The sequence below is a fragment of the Paenibacillus sp. M-152 genome (assembly GCF_003856555.1).
In the GTDB taxonomy this organism is placed as follows: Bacteria; Bacillota; Bacilli; order Paenibacillales; family Paenibacillaceae; genus Paenibacillus; species Paenibacillus polymyxa_C.
On the sequence record NZ_CP034141.1, the window covers coordinates 1,020,986 to 1,040,182 of the forward strand.

Annotated in this window: 19 protein-coding genes; 16 read left to right on the plus strand and 3 right to left on the minus strand. The window is 44.4% G+C overall.

Annotated elements, in window-relative coordinates:
• The first annotated feature begins 5 nt into the window (after window positions 1–5).
• The 5 genes from EGM68_RS04675 (at window position 6) to corA (ending at window position 5,557) form a co-directional block, all read left to right on the plus strand.
• Window positions 6–620, plus strand: a complete 615-nt coding sequence (locus EGM68_RS04675; protein WP_013369515.1) for a DUF47 domain-containing protein — start codon at window positions 6–8, stop codon at window positions 618–620.
• A 14-nt stretch (window positions 621–634) separates the two neighbouring features.
• On the plus strand, window positions 635–1,624 hold the full coding sequence (locus EGM68_RS04680) for an inorganic phosphate transporter (RefSeq protein ID WP_013369516.1): 990 nt from the start codon (window positions 635–637) through the stop codon (window positions 1,622–1,624).
• Window positions 1,625–1,865: 241 nt separating this feature from the next.
• Window positions 1,866–3,314: an amino acid ABC transporter substrate-binding protein/permease gene (locus EGM68_RS04685; RefSeq protein WP_129548720.1), complete on the plus strand. Its 1,449-nt coding sequence runs from the start codon at window positions 1,866–1,868 to the stop codon at window positions 3,312–3,314.
• A complete protein-coding gene (locus tag EGM68_RS04690; RefSeq protein ID WP_058710740.1) occupies window positions 3,307–4,035 on the plus strand; it encodes an amino acid ABC transporter ATP-binding protein in 729 nt (242 codons plus the stop codon). Before EGM68_RS04685 ends, EGM68_RS04690 begins: the two co-directional genes overlap by 8 nt.
• A gap of 562 nt (window positions 4,036–4,597) precedes the next feature.
• Window positions 4,598–5,557 (plus strand): magnesium/cobalt transporter CorA, encoded by a 960-nt coding sequence (gene corA, locus EGM68_RS04695; protein WP_129548721.1) that lies wholly within the window; start codon window positions 4,598–4,600, stop codon window positions 5,555–5,557.
• A 6-nt stretch (window positions 5,558–5,563) separates the two neighbouring features.
• Here corA and EGM68_RS04700 read toward each other — a convergent pair whose 3' ends face one another.
• A complete protein-coding gene (locus EGM68_RS04700; RefSeq protein WP_013369521.1) occupies window positions 5,564–6,070 on the minus strand; it encodes a hypothetical protein in 507 nt (168 codons plus the stop codon).
• 229 nt (window positions 6,071–6,299) lie between these two features.
• Between EGM68_RS04700 and EGM68_RS04705 the strand changes: the two genes are divergently transcribed.
• From EGM68_RS04705 to EGM68_RS04740, 8 genes are all read left to right on the plus strand, one after another.
• Window positions 6,300–6,590: a YerC/YecD family TrpR-related protein gene (locus EGM68_RS04705; protein WP_007428885.1), complete on the plus strand. Its 291-nt coding sequence runs from the start codon at window positions 6,300–6,302 to the stop codon at window positions 6,588–6,590.
• Window positions 6,590–7,378, plus strand: a complete 789-nt coding sequence (locus EGM68_RS04710) for a sirohydrochlorin chelatase (protein WP_129548722.1) — start codon at window positions 6,590–6,592, stop codon at window positions 7,376–7,378. Before EGM68_RS04705 ends, EGM68_RS04710 begins: the two co-directional genes overlap by 1 nt.
• Window positions 7,379–7,550: 172 nt before the next feature.
• Window positions 7,551–8,432, plus strand: a complete 882-nt coding sequence (locus EGM68_RS04715; protein WP_025677329.1) for a diacylglycerol kinase — start codon at window positions 7,551–7,553, stop codon at window positions 8,430–8,432.
• A gap of 224 nt (window positions 8,433–8,656) precedes the next feature.
• The gene (gene rlmD / locus EGM68_RS04720; protein ID WP_129548723.1) at window positions 8,657–10,414 is read left to right on the plus strand and encodes a 23S rRNA (uracil(1939)-C(5))-methyltransferase RlmD; all 1,758 of its coding nucleotides are present in this window, start codon (window positions 8,657–8,659) and stop codon (window positions 10,412–10,414) included.
• Between the two features lie 13 nt (window positions 10,415–10,427).
• A complete protein-coding gene (locus tag EGM68_RS04725; protein WP_040102093.1) occupies window positions 10,428–10,631 on the plus strand; it encodes an N-6 DNA methylase in 204 nt (67 codons plus the stop codon).
• 358 nt (window positions 10,632–10,989) lie between these two features.
• Window positions 10,990–11,961 (plus strand): tRNA dihydrouridine synthase, encoded by a 972-nt coding sequence (locus EGM68_RS04730; protein WP_129548724.1) that lies wholly within the window; start codon window positions 10,990–10,992, stop codon window positions 11,959–11,961.
• Between the two features lie 70 nt (window positions 11,962–12,031).
• Window positions 12,032–12,601, plus strand: coding sequence for an SF0329 family protein (locus EGM68_RS04735; protein WP_129548725.1), 570 nt, complete (start codon window positions 12,032–12,034; stop codon window positions 12,599–12,601).
• 94 nt (window positions 12,602–12,695) lie between these two features.
• Window positions 12,696–13,250, plus strand: a complete 555-nt coding sequence (locus EGM68_RS04740; protein ID WP_240664122.1) for an amidohydrolase family protein — start codon at window positions 12,696–12,698, stop codon at window positions 13,248–13,250.
• Here EGM68_RS04740 and EGM68_RS04745 read toward each other — a convergent pair.
• Entirely contained in the window at window positions 13,247–14,188 is a 942-nt protein-coding gene (locus EGM68_RS04745; protein ID WP_025677357.1) for an AraC family transcriptional regulator, read from the minus strand. The genes EGM68_RS04740 and EGM68_RS04745 overlap by 4 nt on opposite strands.
• A gap of 229 nt (window positions 14,189–14,417) precedes the next feature.
• Between EGM68_RS04745 and EGM68_RS04750 the strand changes: the two genes are divergently transcribed.
• The 3 genes from EGM68_RS04750 to EGM68_RS04760 all read left to right on the plus strand — a co-directional run bounded on the left by EGM68_RS04750 (window position 14,418) and on the right by EGM68_RS04760 (window position 18,146).
• Window positions 14,418–15,437, plus strand: a complete 1,020-nt coding sequence (locus EGM68_RS04750) for a glycoside hydrolase family 88/105 protein (protein WP_129550290.1) — start codon at window positions 14,418–14,420, stop codon at window positions 15,435–15,437.
• A 12-nt stretch (window positions 15,438–15,449) separates the two neighbouring features.
• Window positions 15,450–17,624, plus strand: a complete 2,175-nt coding sequence (gene gnpA, locus EGM68_RS04755) for a 1,3-beta-galactosyl-N-acetylhexosamine phosphorylase (RefSeq protein WP_040102085.1) — start codon at window positions 15,450–15,452, stop codon at window positions 17,622–17,624.
• 150 nt (window positions 17,625–17,774) lie between these two features.
• The gene (locus tag EGM68_RS04760) at window positions 17,775–18,146 is read left to right on the plus strand and encodes a hypothetical protein (RefSeq protein ID WP_225683773.1); all 372 of its coding nucleotides are present in this window, start codon (window positions 17,775–17,777) and stop codon (window positions 18,144–18,146) included.
• Between the two features lie 91 nt (window positions 18,147–18,237).
• Here EGM68_RS04760 and EGM68_RS04765 read toward each other — a convergent pair whose 3' ends face one another.
• Window positions 18,238–19,176 (minus strand): helix-turn-helix transcriptional regulator, encoded by a 939-nt coding sequence (locus EGM68_RS04765; protein WP_040102084.1) that lies wholly within the window; start codon window positions 19,174–19,176, stop codon window positions 18,238–18,240.
• Window positions 19,177–19,197: the final 21 nt, after the last annotated feature.

Sequence of the window (19,197 nt, forward strand, 5' to 3'; positions counted from 1 at the left end):
TCGTTATGAGATTGAAGAAAAAGGATATATTCTTCGAGACGTTGGAAAATATGGCAGATACGATCGTGCAAGCAGCCGATTATTTTGCCCAACATACTTCAAATTTTCAAGATGTGACTTTGTTTACCAATGAGATGAAGAAGTATGAAAATAAGTGTGATGATTACACACACACGATTATTACTGAGTTGAACAAGACCTTCATTACGCCGCTGGAACGCGACGACATCATGGAACTGACAACGACCATGGATGATGTGCTGGATGGTCTTGAAGCGACAGCCTCTCGTTTTTATATGTACAACATTACAGAGCCGGACGAGTATATTGTGCAGTTCGCTGATATTTTGCGTCAATCAGCTTACGAAATTCAGAAGGCTGTACATTTGCTTTCACAGAAAAAATTGTTGGCTATTCGTGAATACACCATTCGCCTGAATGATTTGGAAAATCAGGGGGATGAATTATTGCGTATTTGCATTAAAAACCTGTTTGCAACTGTAACTGATCCTATTGAACTGATTAAACGTAAAGAATTGTACGAACGCCTTGAAACGACAACGGATTCATGCGAGGATGTTGCAAATATGCTGGAATCCATCATTATGCGTAACTCGTAAGGGAGTCCTTTTACATGGATACAAGTTTACTGGTACTAGGTATTGTTATTTTTCTTGCTCTGGCATTTGATTTTATTAATGGATTTCATGATACGGCGAACGCGATTGCTACTTCGGTCTCGACCCGTGCATTGACGCCGCGACGTGCGATTATTATGGCTGCGGTTATGAACTTTCTCGGAGCTATCTTGTTTACCGGAGTTGCCAAGACCATTGGTGGAAGTGTCGCTGACCCTACCAAGCTTACAAACGGTATTGATATCGTTATTGCGACGCTGATCGCTGCGATTATCTGGAATCTTCTAACCTGGTGGTTTGGTATTCCTTCATCCTCCTCTCATGCATTGATTGGTGCGTTGGCAGGGGCGGTGTATGTAGGTGCGGGACAGGATAAATTAAATTGGAGCGGCTTCATCGGGATTGTTGAGGGGCTTATTTTCTCCCCGTTGATTGCTTTTGTTGTCGGTTACATTGTGATGATGATTTTGAAATACATCTTTGCTTATCGTAGTCCGCATACAGTGAACAAAGGTTTCCGCACCATGCAGGTCATTACGGCAGCTATCCAGTCGTTTACGCATGGTACGAATGATGCTCAGAAGGCGATGGGGATTATCACATTCGCACTCGTCTCCGCAGGTTATCAAGACCATTTGGAAGTACCCATGTGGGTGAAAATTTCAGCTGCAACCGCTATGGCACTGGGTACGTCTATTGGTGGTTGGAAGATCATCAAAACGATGGGAACCAAGATTTTTAAAATTGAGCCAATCAATGGATTCGCAGCCGACGTTTCGGGAGCTTCTGTTATTTTTACAGCTACCATGCTTCATTTACCAGTAAGTACCACTCATGCCATTACTTCGGCGATTCTGGGTGTTGGTTCTGCGAAGCGCTTTAGCGCAGTTCGCTGGTCATTAGCTGGTCGTATTGTAATAACCTGGGTAATAACGATTCCAATTTCTGCGCTGTTGTCAGGTTTAATTTTCAAAATTCTTTTCTAGTTTTCTTCATGAATCCCTGAAAAAAAACATACAATATAGGATACACAATAAGCTTCCGTCCGTTTTTTGCGGCAGGGGCTTATTGGCATTCTGGGGCAAAAATACATCTTGAGAGTTCACACATCCAGATAGTTCCATGAGATGTTTTTTAAAAAATACCTGACATCAAAGTAGTCAATTTTTAATAACTCCTGTAGAATAAACAGAAAACTTTGAACCGTTCAACTGACTGGAGGATCTTATGCAAAAACCAAGAAAACTAATAGCACTCATGATTTGTTTGTTTTCTGTGGTTGCCCTGGCCGGTAATTTCGGTGTAGTGGCTCACGCAGAAAATAAAACAAAGTATGATATCGGCACGGATACAACGTTCGCGCCTTTTGAGTTTGAAGATGTAAATGGGAAATTTGTCGGAATCGACATGGATTTACTGGCAGCTATTGCTAAGGATCAGAATTTTGAGTATACCATTAAGCCACTTGGCTTTAACGCGGCAGTGCAGGCACTTGAAACGAATCAAGTAGATGGTGTCATTGCCGGGATGAGTATTACCGATGAACGCAAGCAAAAATTTGATTTTTCTGAACCCTATTTTGACTCAGGTGTTGTCATGGCGGTCCGTAAGGATAATGATACGATTAAACGCTATGAGGACTTGAAAGGACAGCGTGTCGCTGTCAAAACAGGAACAGAAGGCTACACGTTCGCGGAATCCATTAAGGCGAAATATGGCTTTACTACAGTTCCGTTCGACGATTCTTCTCAGATGTATGATGAAGTTAAAACAGGTAACTCGGTTGCCTGCTTTGATGATTATCCGGTACTGGCATACGGTGTGACTCAGAATAATGGTCTTAAGCTGGTGACTGATAAGGAAAAAGGCGGTTCTTACGGTTTTGCTGTCAACCAAGGCAAAAATGCGGAGCTGCTGGAGAAATTTAATGCAGGGCTTGTGAATCTTCGCAACAGCGGGGAATATGACAAGATCATGTCGAAATACCTTGGTGAATCCGGCAAAGGTGTGGCCCCTGTAGAACGTAGCCGCTGGGAGCTCATTTCCGCTTCGCTGCCTGCTTTGATTAAAGGGATGGGAAATACGCTGTTGTACACCCTGGTATCCTTGCTCGTAGCCTTTGTGCTGGGACTAGTGTTCGGCTTTATGAAAGTTAGCCATAACAAGGTGTTCCGCGGTATTGCAACTGTTTTCGTTGATGTATTCCGTGGTATTCCACTGATCGTACTTGCATTCTTTATTTACTTCGGTATCCCACAGGCACTCGATTTTAAAATGCCGCTTTTTGTCGCGGCGGTGTTGACGTTATCTCTAAACGCTGGTGCTTATGTGACCGAAATTATCCGCGGGGGTATTCAGTCCATTGATCCAGGACAAATGGAAGCAGCTCGTTCGCTTGGTTTGCCATACCGGACAGCCATGCTGAAGATCATTTTGCCACAAGCTGTGAAAATCATGATCCCGTCGTTTATCAATCAGTTGGTTATTACGTTGAAGGATACGTCAATTTTGTCAGTTATCGGTTTGGTTGAATTGACCCAATCGGGCAAAATCATTATTGCGCGGACGTTCCAATCCTTTGATATTTGGCTGGTCGTTGCGGTGATGTATCTTATCGTCATTACAATCCTGACCAAAATTTCCAACCGTCTTGAAGGGAGAGTTCGCCGTGGGTAAAATTATCGTTAAAAACCTGAAAAAAAGCTATGGCAGTAACCAGGTGCTAAAAGGCATTGACATGCAAGTACGGGAAGGCGAAGTTGTATGCGTCATTGGCCCTTCTGGTTCAGGGAAAAGTACGTTTTTGCGTTGTATGAATATGCTGGAGGAAATTACAGCTGGTGAGGTCATCGTCGATGACTACAAATTGGGTGACAAAAACGTGGACATTAACAAGGTCCGTGAAAATATAGGTATGGTGTTTCAGCATTTCAATCTGTTCCCGCATATGACGGTGCTCAAGAACATTATGTTCGCACCGACTGAACTGGGCAAACAGACGAAGGCGCAGGCCCGCGAGACGGCTATGAAGCTGCTGGATCGTGTAGGTTTGGCTGATAAGGCAGATGTGTTGCCAGGACAGCTTTCCGGCGGTCAGAAGCAACGTGTGGCGATTGCACGTGCTCTGGCAATGAACCCAGACATTATGCTGTTCGACGAGCCAACCTCGGCGCTTGATCCTGAAATGGTGGGCGAAGTGCTCGGCGTAATGAAAGATCTGGCTCGCGAAGGCATGACGATGATGATCGTAACGCATGAGATGGGCTTTGCGCGAGAAGTAAGCGACCGTGTCGTATTTATGGACGGTGGCTACATCGTGGAAGAAGGAACACCGCAAGAGGTATTTGGTAATCCAAAAAACGAGCGGACTATAAGTTTCTTAGAAAAAGTACTATAAATGGGGCAGGATTTGCCGGGAGTGCAGGTGAAGACATAGGAGACCGCTCCGCGTTCCATTTGATCTTTCGATCGCTGTTGCCCTTGAATTTTTTGATTATATAAGACCTTATATGGTGAAATTTCAAGGACAAAGGCGAACGCTGGCGCTTCTACAGATTCAAATGGACCGCTACGCTACGACTTGCTGAACCTACTCCTTTCTTCGCAAAAGCCTGCCCCACTTTTAAATGAGTGGGTGCAGGCAGCGGAATTGGCGCAGCGCTTTGCTTGCTGCGCCGAGGGAAATAGCGATACAAGCAACATATGACTATCGGGGTGAACGACTGAATGCACATCATTTATATCGCCGATTAGGGTATGAAGCGACAAGCATAGTTTTTTTGAAAAATATAATGCGTTGATTAGTGTATAAGGATATCTTCGGGAGCGTGCTGGCCCGGAGATATCCTTTTCTTATTTAGTGTATGGGAATGTAGAGCGTGAGATTTGTATAATGTGGAATGGCTTATATACAATATAAATAACATATAAGACGGCAGTATAAGCGAGGGGGACGTACGGTGATACGTACATTGGCTATAAGTCATGATCATCAGGTGACGGTGGGACAACCATTGGAGCAGATTGTCATGGAAGATTACATATGGATCTGGGCTGACTTTAACGAGCCTACAGATCGAGAGTCGGAGCTGCTGACGAGTTATTTTCATTTTCACCCGCTGGCTGTAGAGGATTGTATGCATGTACTGCAACGTCCCAAACTGGATTATTACGAGGATGTACAGTTTCTGGTAGTGCATGCGCTTGATGCGGATACATTAGAGGCGGAAGAGGTAGATATGTTTATTGGCAGCCGTTTTTTGGTTACCTATCACCATCGTGAGCAAGAGGAGCTGGATCAGGCCTGGGAGCGGATTGTTGAGCATGCGAATGAACGCAAAATATGGTCTCGCGGACCGCTGGCTGCGGCTTATACGGTGATGGACAAGCTGGTAGACAACTATTTTCCGAGCCTTTTCATCATTGAGGATGAATTAGCCGAGCTGGAAGGTTTGGGCGCACACGAATCGGTAGAGGAATTAATGAAGCAGGTGTTTGACCTGCGTGGCAGGTTGCTCAAGCTGCGCCGTACGATCGTCCCGATGCGTGATCTGATGTACCGTGTTTTAAATTCGCAGCATGTGCAGGGTCAGGGGGATCATAAGGCTTATTTTACTGACATTTATGATCATTTATTGAAGCTGACAGACATGCTGGAGGCCGACCGCGAGATGACAGCCGACCTGAGAGACAGTTACATATCGCTTAATTCCAATCGCATGAACTCAATTATGAAGACGCTGACTGTAATTACGACTATTTTTATGCCCTTGACGCTGATTGCAGGAATCTATGGTATGAATTTTTCGTATATGCCCGAGCTGGGCTGGAAATATGGATATTTTGGCGTATTGTTCTTTATGTTTTTATTGAGTGTTGCAATGGTGGTGTGGTTTATGCGCCGAGGTTGGTTTAAATAAAATAGCCTACTTTCTTGTGCGTTTGCGCGGACGTCTGCGCGGGGTAGTGGTACTTTTGCGCTGTGTCTTTTTCCGGCGTCGGCGTGGTGGTGTATATTCATCCAGTTCCTCAGTAATTGGTGTTGTCGTTTTTTTGCTTGCGTTTTTGTTGAATGCTGGGAGCGAGCCCATAATCAGTTTTGCCATCGGAGCAAATTGCTGCACGCTAGACATGATCTTTTGTACCTTGCCGACCGTAGCAACAATCCCGTCAATACCGCCCATACGGTCAATAATACCTTTAATATCGTTGAGATTACCAAGACCGCCAAGCAGCCCTCCTTTGGCTGGGGCGGGGTCTGGCGTGACCACGGCGGAATCTGTTATACTCGCTGGTGCCTCATAGGGCACCACGGCGGAGGAATCGACTTGCGGAACCTCGCTGTATGGATCGAGTCCAGGATAAGGAGTTGAACTATACGGATCGGAAATGGAACGCGTTTGCGCCCTCCGATGATAGTAATGTCCAGGCATGAGATCACATTCCTTTGCAGATTGATACTCTACTGTATGTTACAAACGCACAGTGGGTTTAGGCGCGTGTCCCGAAATTAGGTATAAAAGCGGATTTGGGCATTCGCACAGTATGTTTCTGTAGTCATGTAATGTTGTTCTGTAATGCGTGAAACCGTTAATGCTTGAAAAACTGACTATTTGTCGAGTACAATGAGGAGAGATTGTAACCTTTGGGAGATGATAATCTATGCAGCTTAAAAAGCTTAATGATAAAAGTATTGATCAATTGTTTGAAGCTATTTTAACTCTTAAAAATTTGGAAGAGTGTTATGTATTTTTTGATGATCTGTGCACAATTAATGAAATTCAATCCCTCTCCCAACGTCTGGAAGTTGCCCGTATGCTTGGCAAAGGCAGCACGTATAATCAGATTGAAGCTGAGACAGGCGCCAGTACAGCCACCATTTCACGTGTTAAGCGTTGTCTGAACTATGGGAATGACGGGTATAAAATGACTCTGGAACGTCTGGGTCGCTAATGCGGAACCCTGGGATACTGGTCATCAGCCATGGCTCTAGGGAGCCATATTGGGTGGAACAGGTGGATCAGGCAGTTGCAAAGCTTCAATTGCTGGAAGAAATGCCGGTAGAGGTTTCATTTTTGGAAACGGTTAAAGGAAGATTGATTCAAAATGGGATTGACCGTCTGGAAGCCTTGGGGGTAACAGATTTACTGGTTATTCCTTTGTTCGTGTCGTCAGGTAGTACGCATGTAGATGAAATTAGCTATGCGCTGGGAGTCAAAGCTGCGCCAGACAAAGAAACAGATTTGGAGCCGTTTCGATTGAAGGCACGTGTGCATTTTGGCAGTCCATTGGATGACGGCGAAGATGTTGCCCGCATGGTGTGGGACAAGGTTCGCCCGTTGTCGGTCGATCCTGCGCGAGAGGTCATTTTACTCGTAGGACACGGCAGCGCGCACAACGGCTTTCTTCAGCGCTGGGAGCAAGGGATTTCCTCGTTGGCCCGTACGGTGCAAAACGTGAGTGGCATCATTACGGACCACGCTTTGCTAAATCCTGAGGGTGTGCATGACAAGGCGGCGTACTGGAATCAGGAGCGGGGTCATGATGTTATTGTGGCACCGCTGTTTTTGAGTTCGGGATATTTTACAAGTCATATGATTCCTAAACGCTTACAGGGGCTGGATTACCGTTATTCAGGAGACCCTATATTGCCGCATCCTTTGCTCACAAGCTGGATGGACAGACAAATTCGTGAGCTGTTACAGAGCATGAAGACGCAAGCAAGGACCGATAATAATTAACCTGAATTTGGCGATAGTGTTCCGAACCTGAAATTCCCTTATTTGGATAGTGAATGGCTTCTTTTATTGTAAAAGAGGTCTTTTTCCAGTATGATGATATTTTGTACAGACTGAATGTGATGAACTGCGATGTGAATATAAATATCATTAAATATACGGGTGGCGTAACGGAATGAAAAGAGCTAGATTAATCTATAACCCGACCTCTGGGCGTGAGGAAATGAAGCGTCGCCTTGCGGATGTCTTGCAGCGCCTGGATGAAGGTGGTATTGAGGCCTCTTGCCATGCAACTACAGGGGAAGGGGACGCAACGCGTGCCGCAACAGAGGCCGTTGAGCGTGGCTATGATATGATTATTGCCGCTGGTGGCGATGGTACATTGTATGAGGTCATTAACGGGATGGCTGAAAGGGAAAACCGCCCGCCTCTGGGTGTGTTTCCTCTAGGAACGACGAATGATTTTGCCAGAGCACTGGGCATTCCCAGGCATTGGGAGGATTATTGTGACCTCGTTATTCGTCAAAATCCGAAGCCGTTGGATATCGGAAAAGCCAATGACCGCTACTTTATCAACATCGCAGGCGGCGGAACTTTAACCGAGCTTACATATGAAGTTCCAAGCAAGCTCAAAACGATGATTGGCCAATTGGCCTATTATTTTAAAGGTATGGAGAAGATGGTCAGCCTTGCTCCACAGGAGCTGATCATCAAGGCATCGGGTCAGGAAGTGATCCACGACGAATTTATGCTTTTCCTGATCGCAAATACAAATTCGGTCGGCGGGTTTGAAAAGCTTGCTCCTGGGGCGACAATAGATGATGGACTGCTCGATGTCATCGCTGTGCGCAAATGCAATCTGGCGGAAATGATCCGCTTGGTTACACTTGCGCTGCGCGGGGAGCATTTGCAGGACAAGAAAATCGTTTATTTCAGAACAGATTATATGGAAGTGACCTCACCTGGCTATGTCCAGCTTAACCTGGATGGCGAATTAGGAGGCACCTTGCCAGCGACCTTCCGGAATCTGCCGCATCATTTGAATGTGTTTCGGTAAAGAAATGAGCGGTAGTGATTTTATTTCCGGTTGGTTGAGCAGTGTGATATACGGAACGCAGAGTAGATAGTTGTTTTTTGTAGGGAACATATCGGTCCTTGCCGTTCTCCGTGGGGAGTAACGGCATTTTCGGGTTGAGGTTTAAACATCGTCTAGATGACGATTTGAATGATATGGCTGAATGAAGATAAGCATGAAAAGAAGAACAGAAAGAAGTGACAACCATGACAAATAACCGTAGCGGACGTGGAAAAAGCCGCCGGAATACAGCAACAGCAACTCCAGTTCCAGGAAAGCAGCACAACAAGACCATGCAGGCGAAAAAAGACAGAGAACTGGAACAGTCACCAGTTGGAGCTGGGAATAGAATGCTTCGGGCTGGAACCGAAAATAAAAATGGAAATATGGACGATTTTCCTCGGAAAAAAGGGGAGAATGAACGAAAACCTCGTCGTTTTTCCAAAAATGAACGGAGTAACGACGGACGGAGTCAGGAAGCTTCCAATCGTAAACGGTCTAGTGCAGAGCGTAGCGATCTGCCTGTGCAAAAGAACGATGAGGCCGTGATAGACATCATCGGCATGAACCATGATGGCGAGGGCGTAGGGCGTGTCGAGGGTTTTACGCTGTTCGTTCCGGGTGCGTTACCGGGTGAAAAGGTACGGGTCAAGGTGCTAAAAACGAAAAAGCAATATGGCTATGCCAAATTGCTGGATATTGTGCAGGCTAGCCCTGACCGGATTGCAGCTCCGTGTGCCATCTACGATCAATGCGGCGGTTGTCAGCTCCAGCATATGAGCTACGAAGCGCAGCTGGGCTGGAAGCGGCAACATGTGGTGGATGTGCTGGAGCGTATTGGAAAGCTGAGTGTGGCTACGGAGTCCAGTGAGGATACTGCAGAGGTTTTGGCTGCATCTGCGGATGGAAATGCAGATCACATGTCGCGTGTACAAGGTGTAGTGGTGCATCCTACGCTTGGTATGAGTGAGCCGTGGCGGTACCGCAACAAAGCCCAGGTCCCGATTGGTGTCACCGAGGGCGGGCTTGTCGGTGGCTTCTACGCACGCGGTAGCCATCGCATCGTGGATATGAACACATGTCTCATTCAAGACGAGCGCAATGACGAAGTGGTCGCACGTGTCAAAGAGATTGGCCGAATGCTGGGCATCAGTGCATATAATGAAGAAACCGGGCGCGGGCTGTTGCGCCATGTCGTTGTGAAGACCGCTTTTCGCACAGGTGAAATGATGCTGGTCCTCGTCACAAATGGGCGAGATATTCCGCACGCAGATGCGTGGATCGGTAGTATTCGTGAGCATATCCCACACGTGGCAAGCATATGCCAGAACGTGAACACGAAGCGAACGAACGTTATTTTTGGCGACGAGACTCGTGTACTGTGGGGACGTGACGTGATCTACGACTACATTGGAAACGTCCAGTTTGCGATTTCCGCGCGATCCTTTTATCAGGTGAATCCCGTACAAACGGAAGTACTGTATGGCAAAACCGTCGAATATGCCGGTCTCACGGGCAAAGAAACGGTAATTGATGCGTATTGCGGCATCGGCACGATTTCTTTGTTTCTCGCCCAGCATGCGGACCAGGTGTATGGGGTGGAGATCGTCAAAGAAGCCATCGACGATGCACGGAGTAATGCGCTATTGAATAAAATGCGCAATGTGAAATTTGAGGTAGGCGCGTCCGAGGACGTCATTCCTGCGTGGAAAGAGCAAGGCATCACCGCCGACGTTATCGTCGTCGATCCACCCCGCAAGGGCTGCGATCCACGCCTGCTCGACACCATTCTGGAGATGAAGCCAGAGCGCGTGGTGTACGTATCCTGTAACCCAAGCACACTGGCGCGGGATTTAAGGATATTGGAGGATGGCGGGTATAATACGGTGGAAGTACAGCCTGTGGATATGTTTCCGCATACGGTGCATGTGGAGAGTGTTGCGCTGTTGGTCAGAAAAGACTAATAGTTAAGGTGTATTGGCGTTTGAAAAAGGTAAAAATCAAAACAAACTTACTGATAAAAACATCAATAAGATTATCGAAACGTACCGAAATCGTGTAGATGTTGATAAATATGCTCACGTGGCATCACTTGAAGAAATAGAGCAAGATAAACAAGAAATCGCTGAACTTGAAGCCAAAATCAATGAACAGCTGAAAATTTTGGGTATTCATGTGTAGAATTTGATGAAAAGGGTCAAGGATATTATTCCTCGGCTCTTTTTTAAGCCAATCTCTTGGGAACGGCGTAGGCTGGGGAAGTTATGCCGTGCAGTATTTCTATGAACTGCGGCGCAGTACGTTATAGAAGATGGCAAGGAGGGGCGGTGCTCTTCCTTTTTTTGTGATTCTTTTGGGGAGGATGCTCCTCTATTGGGTATGGTATACTCATTTAGATGTCTATGCTTAACATATACTGCCGTTTGAACTACGTTGCTTAAACATATTATATGTGAAGAAGAAGCAAGGACATGAACAGGTTAGCTTTACCATTTTGGGACCAAAGATTTGTCCTGGTATTTATAGAGGAGTTTTTGATATGACGAATAATTTTTGGCGTGATTTGCCACGACCTTTTTTTATACTGGCACCGATGGAAGATGTGACGGATGTTGTGTTTCGCCATGTCGTAAGTGAAGCAGCCAGACCGGATGTGTTTTTTACGGAGTTTGCAAATACAGAGAGTTATTGTCACCCGGAGGGGAACAAAAGTGTACGCGGGCGTTTGACTTTTACAGAGGATGAACAGCCCATGGTGGCCCATATCTGGGGAGATAAGCCGGAATATTTCCGTGAAATGAGCATCGGTATGGCGAACGAAGGCTTCAAAGGCATCGATATTAATATGGGATGTCCTGTAGCGAATGTAGCCGAGAATGGGAAGGGAAGCGGCCTGATCTGCCGTCCCGAAATCGCAGCGGATATTATCCAAGCCGCGAAAGCCGGGGGATTGCCCGTGAGTGTAAAAACAAGGCTCGGTTTCACTGCCGTAGACGAATGGCGCGACTGGTTAACCCATATTTTGAAACAAGACATTGTGAATTTGTCCATTCATCTGCGGACAAGAGAGGAAATGAGCAAAGTAGACGCTCACTGGGAACTGATTCCGGAGATTAAGAAACTTCGTGATGAGGTGGCACCAGATACACTGCTGACCATTAACGGAGATATTCCGGACCGTCAGACCGGCTTGAAGCTCGCTGAGCAATATGGAGTGGATGGCATTATGATTGGGCGTGGTATTTTCCAGAATCCATTTGCGTTTGAGAAGGAGCCGAAGGAACACAGCAGTGAGGAATTGCTTGAACTGCTGCGGCTTCATCTAGATCTCCATGATCATTATTCAGCACAGGAGCCACGTTCGTTCAGCCCTCTCGCCCGCTTCTTCAAAATATATGTCCGTGGATTCCGAGGGGCAAGTGAACTCAGAAGCAGCTTAATGAATGCCAAATCAACAAGTGAAGTGCGTACATTGCTTGATGAGTTTGGAAGCAAGATCATGATGAGGTAGAGGAACGAGGAAATTAAATTGCCAAGTTAGGGACGGGCTGTTAGCAGGCATTGAAAACATAGGAGGATATATGTCCTGGAGTAAATTGAAGCAACAACTGGAGAGCTTCCTCTCTCCTGCGTTAGACGGAAGGGTCGAATACCGATCTACCAGTTACCGTTATTTTCCTGATAAATCTGGAACTTGTTATATAACTGTAGATAAGAAGAACATACTCAATATGAATGATATATCTAGTTCAATCAAATGGTATCAGACGGAGTTGGAAATCAAGAATGGTCCAGAGATCCAAGTTCCTATCAGCAATGAAGACATTGAAGCGATCAGAAAAGATACTAATGGGAATGTTCCGGAGGATCGTCTACAAGTAATAGCAAGAGGTAGAAAAATATCAGAGCATGCAAAGGAGCTTTTGTCAGTACAGGCCTTATTAAGCAAGTCTAATTTTAATGTTGTAGCTAATAAATTTTTAACTACTTCTATAGAGGACAGCTTAGAGAGTAATGATATCTTATTGAATATTCTAGCTTTAGTGGACAGACGAGTAGGAAAAAAGCGAATTTTAAACATGTCTGAGAAGATGAAGTTAAAGCATCCGATTGTGCAGTGTTTTTATGAGTTACGGCGCAGTATGTTATGAAAAAAATAACTTTCAATAATGGGGACACTTCGTGTCAGGGTTGTTCTCACTGAAAACATGAATGAAGACTTGAAAGAAATCGGGGAAAAGTGGAGTGGAAAACAGGGCGAACCGGCTTCCATTATCATGTCTTTTCCCTGTTTTTTATATCGGGCTATACTGCATTGATTCCTACTTGCAGGCTGGGTATCCCATTGCGAAATTGGATACGAGCCTAACGAAGGTGAATGAAACGGTTAAGGGAAATTCGCGGCTTGTGTACGACTCCATGCTGAAGGGGCTGCGTCAGGCTGTAGAACATGAGATCAAAATTGGAATTGGAACGGATGCCGCCATGTCTTACGTCACTCACTATGATATGTGGCGGGAACTAGACCACTATATGAGACAAACGAAATTGAATGCGGGTCAGGTCATCGAACGGGTAACAAAGTCTAATGAGGAAATCCTAGGCATTGATCATCTTACAGGGAGCATTGATATCGGAAAACAGGCAGATTTAATCGTGCTGGAGCACAACCCTTTGGACAATATAAAAGCTTTGTCGAATGTAGCTATGGTTATGGTGAAAGGAAATCTTATACCAACACCATCGGTAACCCGAATTCAGGAAGTGGACGAGCTGCTGAATTCAGTTTGGCAAAATTAAACCCATCCGGTAAACTCCAGTATAGACGCTTTGGCCGATTGTGCTTCGGATTGCGCTCCTTTACGCCATTCTTTAGGCGGCTCTCCCATAAGCTTGGAGAAGCATCGATTGAAGCTGGAAATGGAACGATAACCGACTTGCTCAGAGATGGAAAGAATGGAGTCATCTGTGCTTTTTAACTGCTTGCAGGCTTCTTCGATTCGGGTGCTGTTTAGGAAATCAAGAGGCGACGTTCCCATAATCTCATGAAATTTTCGGCGAAAATGAGTTGTACTTAAATGGCATAGGTCAGCCAAAAAATCAATGTTAACAGGTGTCATATAATTTTTAGTGATGTATTCCAAAGCCGGAGAAATGGCAAAATCGCTTTTCCGGCTATGTACTGTTTCTGCATCTTTCAATGATTCATTCCTGGAGTGAATTCTGAGAAGTTCTATATAAAGGGATAGCAATAAGCCGTAGGCGCTTTCCTGATAGTAAGGATTCTGTTGTTGTAATTCCTCTACGATCGAAGTCGCAAGTGTATACACCTTGGGATGCTGCTCCTTGTTCAATATGCAGTTTATTCCCTTTACGACCCACAAATTGGGCTCAAAGTTGCTGTAAGCGCTTTTAAAAGTATGTTGAAAAAGATCCTCTGGCGAAAAAAAGATATAAGACCAAAGGCTGGCTGTATTTGGCGAACTGTACGTGGTATGAGGAAGATACCTGGGAATGAAAGTTACATCCCCGGCTTTGAAGGGGACAGTTTCTCCTTTGATCTCCATGAAACCGCCATCCGAATAGCAAATACCAATCTCCAAATGGTTATGAAAATGGAGATGCTCACTTTTAATATCTGAAATCTTCCAACGTTCACCGCTTAACAGCAAGACAGGGAAGTTTATAGGCAAGCTGTAATGTCGGTATTCTATAATGGGCTTCTTTTTTCTGGGCATATTCGATACTCCCACACTTGGATTTGAGTTGATTCTAGGTGAACGCTATGTCAAGTTTAGCCAGCAGGTATACATATAAATGATTGGAATTGCGCAGTTTTGTTGCGAATGTGCTTAGATTGAGACTATTTTACTGCGTACAATGGAATAAGTAAAGCGTTTCCAAAATAGTGACGAACAGCTCTCAAGCGCCTTTGGGGGCGTGTGCGCTAATGAGAGGGGAATAATGATGCTTCAATTAACTTATGACAAGGAAGAAATATTAAAAGTTATCGACAAAGTCGTCAGAAAAACCATAGCGATGGATTTAACGTGGGATTGGCCCTGCGGTGTGGCTTATTATGGTGTATCCAGAGCCTATACGAAAACAGGGAATAAAGAGTATCTAAATATGCTTGCCCAGTGGGCAGATGAATACATCGAGCTGGGTCTGCCGCACTGGACGGTAAACACATGTGCCATGGGCCATATGCTGATCACATTGTATGAAGAAACAGGGGACCAGAAATATTGGGATATTGTGATGAGCAAGGTGGATTACATCCAAAACCATGCTCTCAGGTTCGGAGACCATGTTCTGCAGCATACGGTATCCGTTGCTAATGATTTTCCAGAACAGGCATGGGCAGACACGTTGTTTATGGCGGCATTCTTTCTGCTTCGTGTAGGAACCAAATTAAAGGACGAGAAAATGATCCAGGATGCCTTAAATCAATATTACTGGCATATCAAATACCTGCAAGACCCTAGTAGCGGCTTCTGGTACCATGGCTACAATAATGTCAAACAGGATCACATGTCCGGCTTTTTCTGGGGAAGAGCGAATGCTTGGGGAGCATATACCATGTCGCAAGTCAAAATTCATTTGAAAGACTGGTATTTGTATCCGCCCTGTATGGACGTGGAGTGTTCCCTTCGGGATCAACTGGCTGCATTGAAGGGTGTTCAAACAGAGAATGGCTTGTGGCGGACGGTACTGGATGACGAGGAGTCCTATGAAGAAGTATCTGCATCTTGCGGTATTGCGGCGGCCATGATCAATAACGGCAATCCACTGCATACCAAATACGTGCAAAAGGCATTGGAGGGCATCTTGAACCATATTAGCGAAGACGGACGGGTATTGGGTGTATCGGGCGGCACGGCGGTTATGAAAGATCGTGAAGGGTATCGCAATATTCCAAAAGACTGGATTCAGGGCTGGGGACAAGGCTTAGCGTTGGCTTTTCTATCCGATATGTTGAATTAGGAGGGATCGAAGTTGTCTAAACAAACAACGGGGGCCTTTACGCTACCAGGAGAATCTGGTTATGAGGCGCTGACCCTGAAATTAGCTGAACGATGGGGCGCTGATGTCATCCGTGACAGTGACGGCACGCAGTTATCCGATGAGATTATAAACGCTGGGTACGGCATTTATTCTACAATCTGTATCATCAGAGATCATAACGAGTGGGCGTCCCGCAACCTGGATAAGCTGCAACAGTGTTTTTTAATTACGAATCCGAAGGTAGCTGTACAGGATTATGTATCCATCTATCTGATGGAGGATTTTTTTGCAGAACAATTCAAAGTGAATGATTCTAAAGAGGCGCTTAACTACTGGCAGGTTTTTGACAGAACGACCGGGGAAGAAGTTCCAAGAGAACAATGGAATTATGAAAGGGAATCCGGAAATGTGGTCATTACCGGAATTGCTCCTTGGCATAAATACACGGTAAGCTTCATGGTCTACCGGATCTGGGAAGAGATTTCCATGTACAATCACACCACGAATCATTGGGACAAAGAGCATTTAATGCAGATTGATCCCATGTATACAGAAACGCAACAGTATCTGCTGGATTGGATGGAGGATTGGTGTCTTCATCATAAGGAAACCACGGTTGTCCGGTTTACCTCCTTATTTTATAACTTCGCCTGGATTTGGGGCAGCAATGAGCGCAATCGCCATCTGTTCTCTGATTGGGGGTCATACGATTTTACGGTAAGCTCAAGAGCGCTTGATCTATTTGCCAAGAGATATGGGTATTCGATGACTGCCGAGGATTTTGTGAATGGCGGAAAGTATCGCGTCACACATATCCCGGCTGAGCAACGCAAGCTGGACTGGATGACATTTATCAATGATTTTGTAATCGAATTTGGCAAGAAATTAATTGATATTGTGCATCAGCACGATAAGCTGGCCTACGTGTTTTATGATGACAGTTGGGTTGGGATGGAGCCTTATAATGACCGTTTTCAAGAGTTTGGATTTGACGGGTTGATTAAATGTGTGTTCTCAGGTTATGAGGCGAGGCTGTGTTCAGGTGTAAAAGTGAATACGCATGAGATTCGGCTGCATCCATACTTATTTCCGGTTGGCTTAGGCGGGCTTCCTACCTTTATGGAGGGGGGCGACCCCACGCTGGATGCCAAAAAGTATTGGATTAATATCCGGCGCGCCCTGTTGAGGGAGCCTATTGACCGGATTGGACTGGGTGGATATTTGCATCTTGTAGAGCCTTACCCGGATTTTTGTGATTACATCGAAAAGATTGCCAATGAGTTCAGAGAAATCAAAGAACTGCATCATGAAGGCAAACCCTATCATATGAAGACGAAGGTAGCTATTCTGCACAGCTGGGGAAAATTGAGATCGTGGACCTTGTCCGGCCATTTCCACGAAACGTATATGCATGATTTGATTCATATCAATGAGGCTTTATCCGGATTGCCGGTTGAAGTTCAGTTCATTGATTTTGAAGATATCCGTCAGGGTATACTACAGGATTGTGATGTAGTCATCAATGCAGGCTCTGCCGGTACAGCATGGAGTGGTGGACAGCATTGGAATGACAACCAGTGTGTGGACTTACTGACCCAATGGGTTTATGAAGGTGGTACCTTTATTGGCATCAATCAGCCTTCGGCGGTAGAAGGTCACGACAGCTTTTTTAGAATGGCACATGTTCTCGGTTTGGATGAGGATACAGGCTCCAGGGTAGGTCATGGAAGATGGACATATGAGGTTAGGGATGAGCATGGTTTGGTGCCTGAAGGGGCAAGTATAACGCCAAAGAATAGGATTTATCTTACGGATGGGTCAGCTGCAATAGCGGGTGAAACGAATGGAATGATAACACTATCCACTCATGCCTTCGGTAAAGGAAAGGGAATTTACCTTCCTTCATTCGAATTCAGCTGGGAAAACACAAGACTGCTGCTGAATATAATCCGTTTTGCGGACAATGAGTTAAATGAAACGAAGTACATTACGGATAACCTATACACGGAGTGTGCTTATTATCCAGAAAGTAAAATGTTGGTTGTTATTAACAATAGTGATCAACTGCAAAGAACAACGATTGAAACGGACTATGGCAAACAAACCATGGAATTAGAGCCATATGACACCATGATAACCCATATCGGCTTAACAAAATCGGTATAGGAAATAAGAAGTAGCGGTATCAAGCCCTCCTTTTTTTAAGGAAGGGCTTTTTGTTTCAACATCTCCAAAAAATCCAGCCAATTTACCGGGGATTTTGTCCATTCAAAAGCATTTAGTCCTTCATTAACTATAAGTATAACAATGAAGGAGATGATTTTTTTGCGAAAGGCAACTTTAGTGAAAATTAGAAAAGCGGAAGCAAAATTGGGGAAAAAACTGAAAAAAAGAAGCCATGTGGTTATGAATGTTAGAAAAGCCATTCGTGTAACTCAACTTGGAGATGGATTCGCACGTTTCACTTTCGCTCCGGTCACTCTTTCTCCCAATAGCTTTAGAAGCACTACGATTAACGGTAACGACTACAACCTGATTAGCGGCTCATGGACTTTCTCTGGAAATGAACAAGGTTTTCTTCTCAATAATTATTCCGCAGCCGAAGACAGATGGGTATTTACTGCATGGAATCCAAGTGGATTCACAAGAACGGTATCCTATGCTGTTATCGCCAAACGGAAGCCATAATTTCAATGTCATTGTTGGCAGGGAAAAGGAGCTTGAGGCTTCTTTTTCTTGCTAAAATGTAGAGAATCTTTGGAACAAACCTTCGATGATTTTATAATTTTTGATAGTGGTTTAAGAGGTGCTCAACTCTCTCCTTAATAATCTGTTTTAAAGATTCAGGCTTTACTGATCGTACATAATGACCATATCTCATAAAATAATGAGCGATAAACTCCTCCTCTCCAGGATTATAGAATCCTTTAATGACTGTTTTATGACCCTGCTGTATTTTCATAGAGGGATAATGTTCTTTATAAAAAATATCCTTGGCTTGTTCTACAATCTCTACTTCAAAGTCAATGCTCTTCTCAGATTGATACATTTCTAATGAACGACTAAGGAGTTCATCTATCGAAAAGTGAGAATGGATGTCCTCTTCTTCTACAAAGGTGATTCGATCACATCTGAAAACCCTATACTTATTCGTATTTAACTCTATTCCAGTAGCGTACCATTGGCCAAACTTAGCGGAAATCTTGAAAAATTGAACATGGTAACTTTTATTCTGGTTATTTTTTGAATATTGAACCTTACAGTACGTCTCATTAAGAATACTGGTTAGTATTTTGTCCAAATAGAGACTAACATGATTATGTTGATATATTTCAAATTGTAGAACCTTTTTCATTTTATGAATCTGGTTTATTTGTATTTTAGAAAGACAGTGTTCAAACTTTTCATTGAGTTTATTAACACTTAAATGAAATGGTGTAGATTGATAAGCTTCTAACGTCAACATTGCAAAGTACAGAGCATATACTTCATCCATCGTAAAAATAATAGGGGATAACAATCTATTTTTTAAGATACCATATCGTCCATGTCGGCCATGTTCCGAATAAATAGGCATACCTAATTGTTCTAATGAACTAATATCACGTAAGGCTGTACTTTTTGAAATATGGTATTTATCCATGAGATCATTTAAATTAAAGTACTCTCGACTGTTTAAGTACCTAATCATGTCATTTAATCTTTCGGATTTCTTCATACATAAATCTCCTTATAAAAG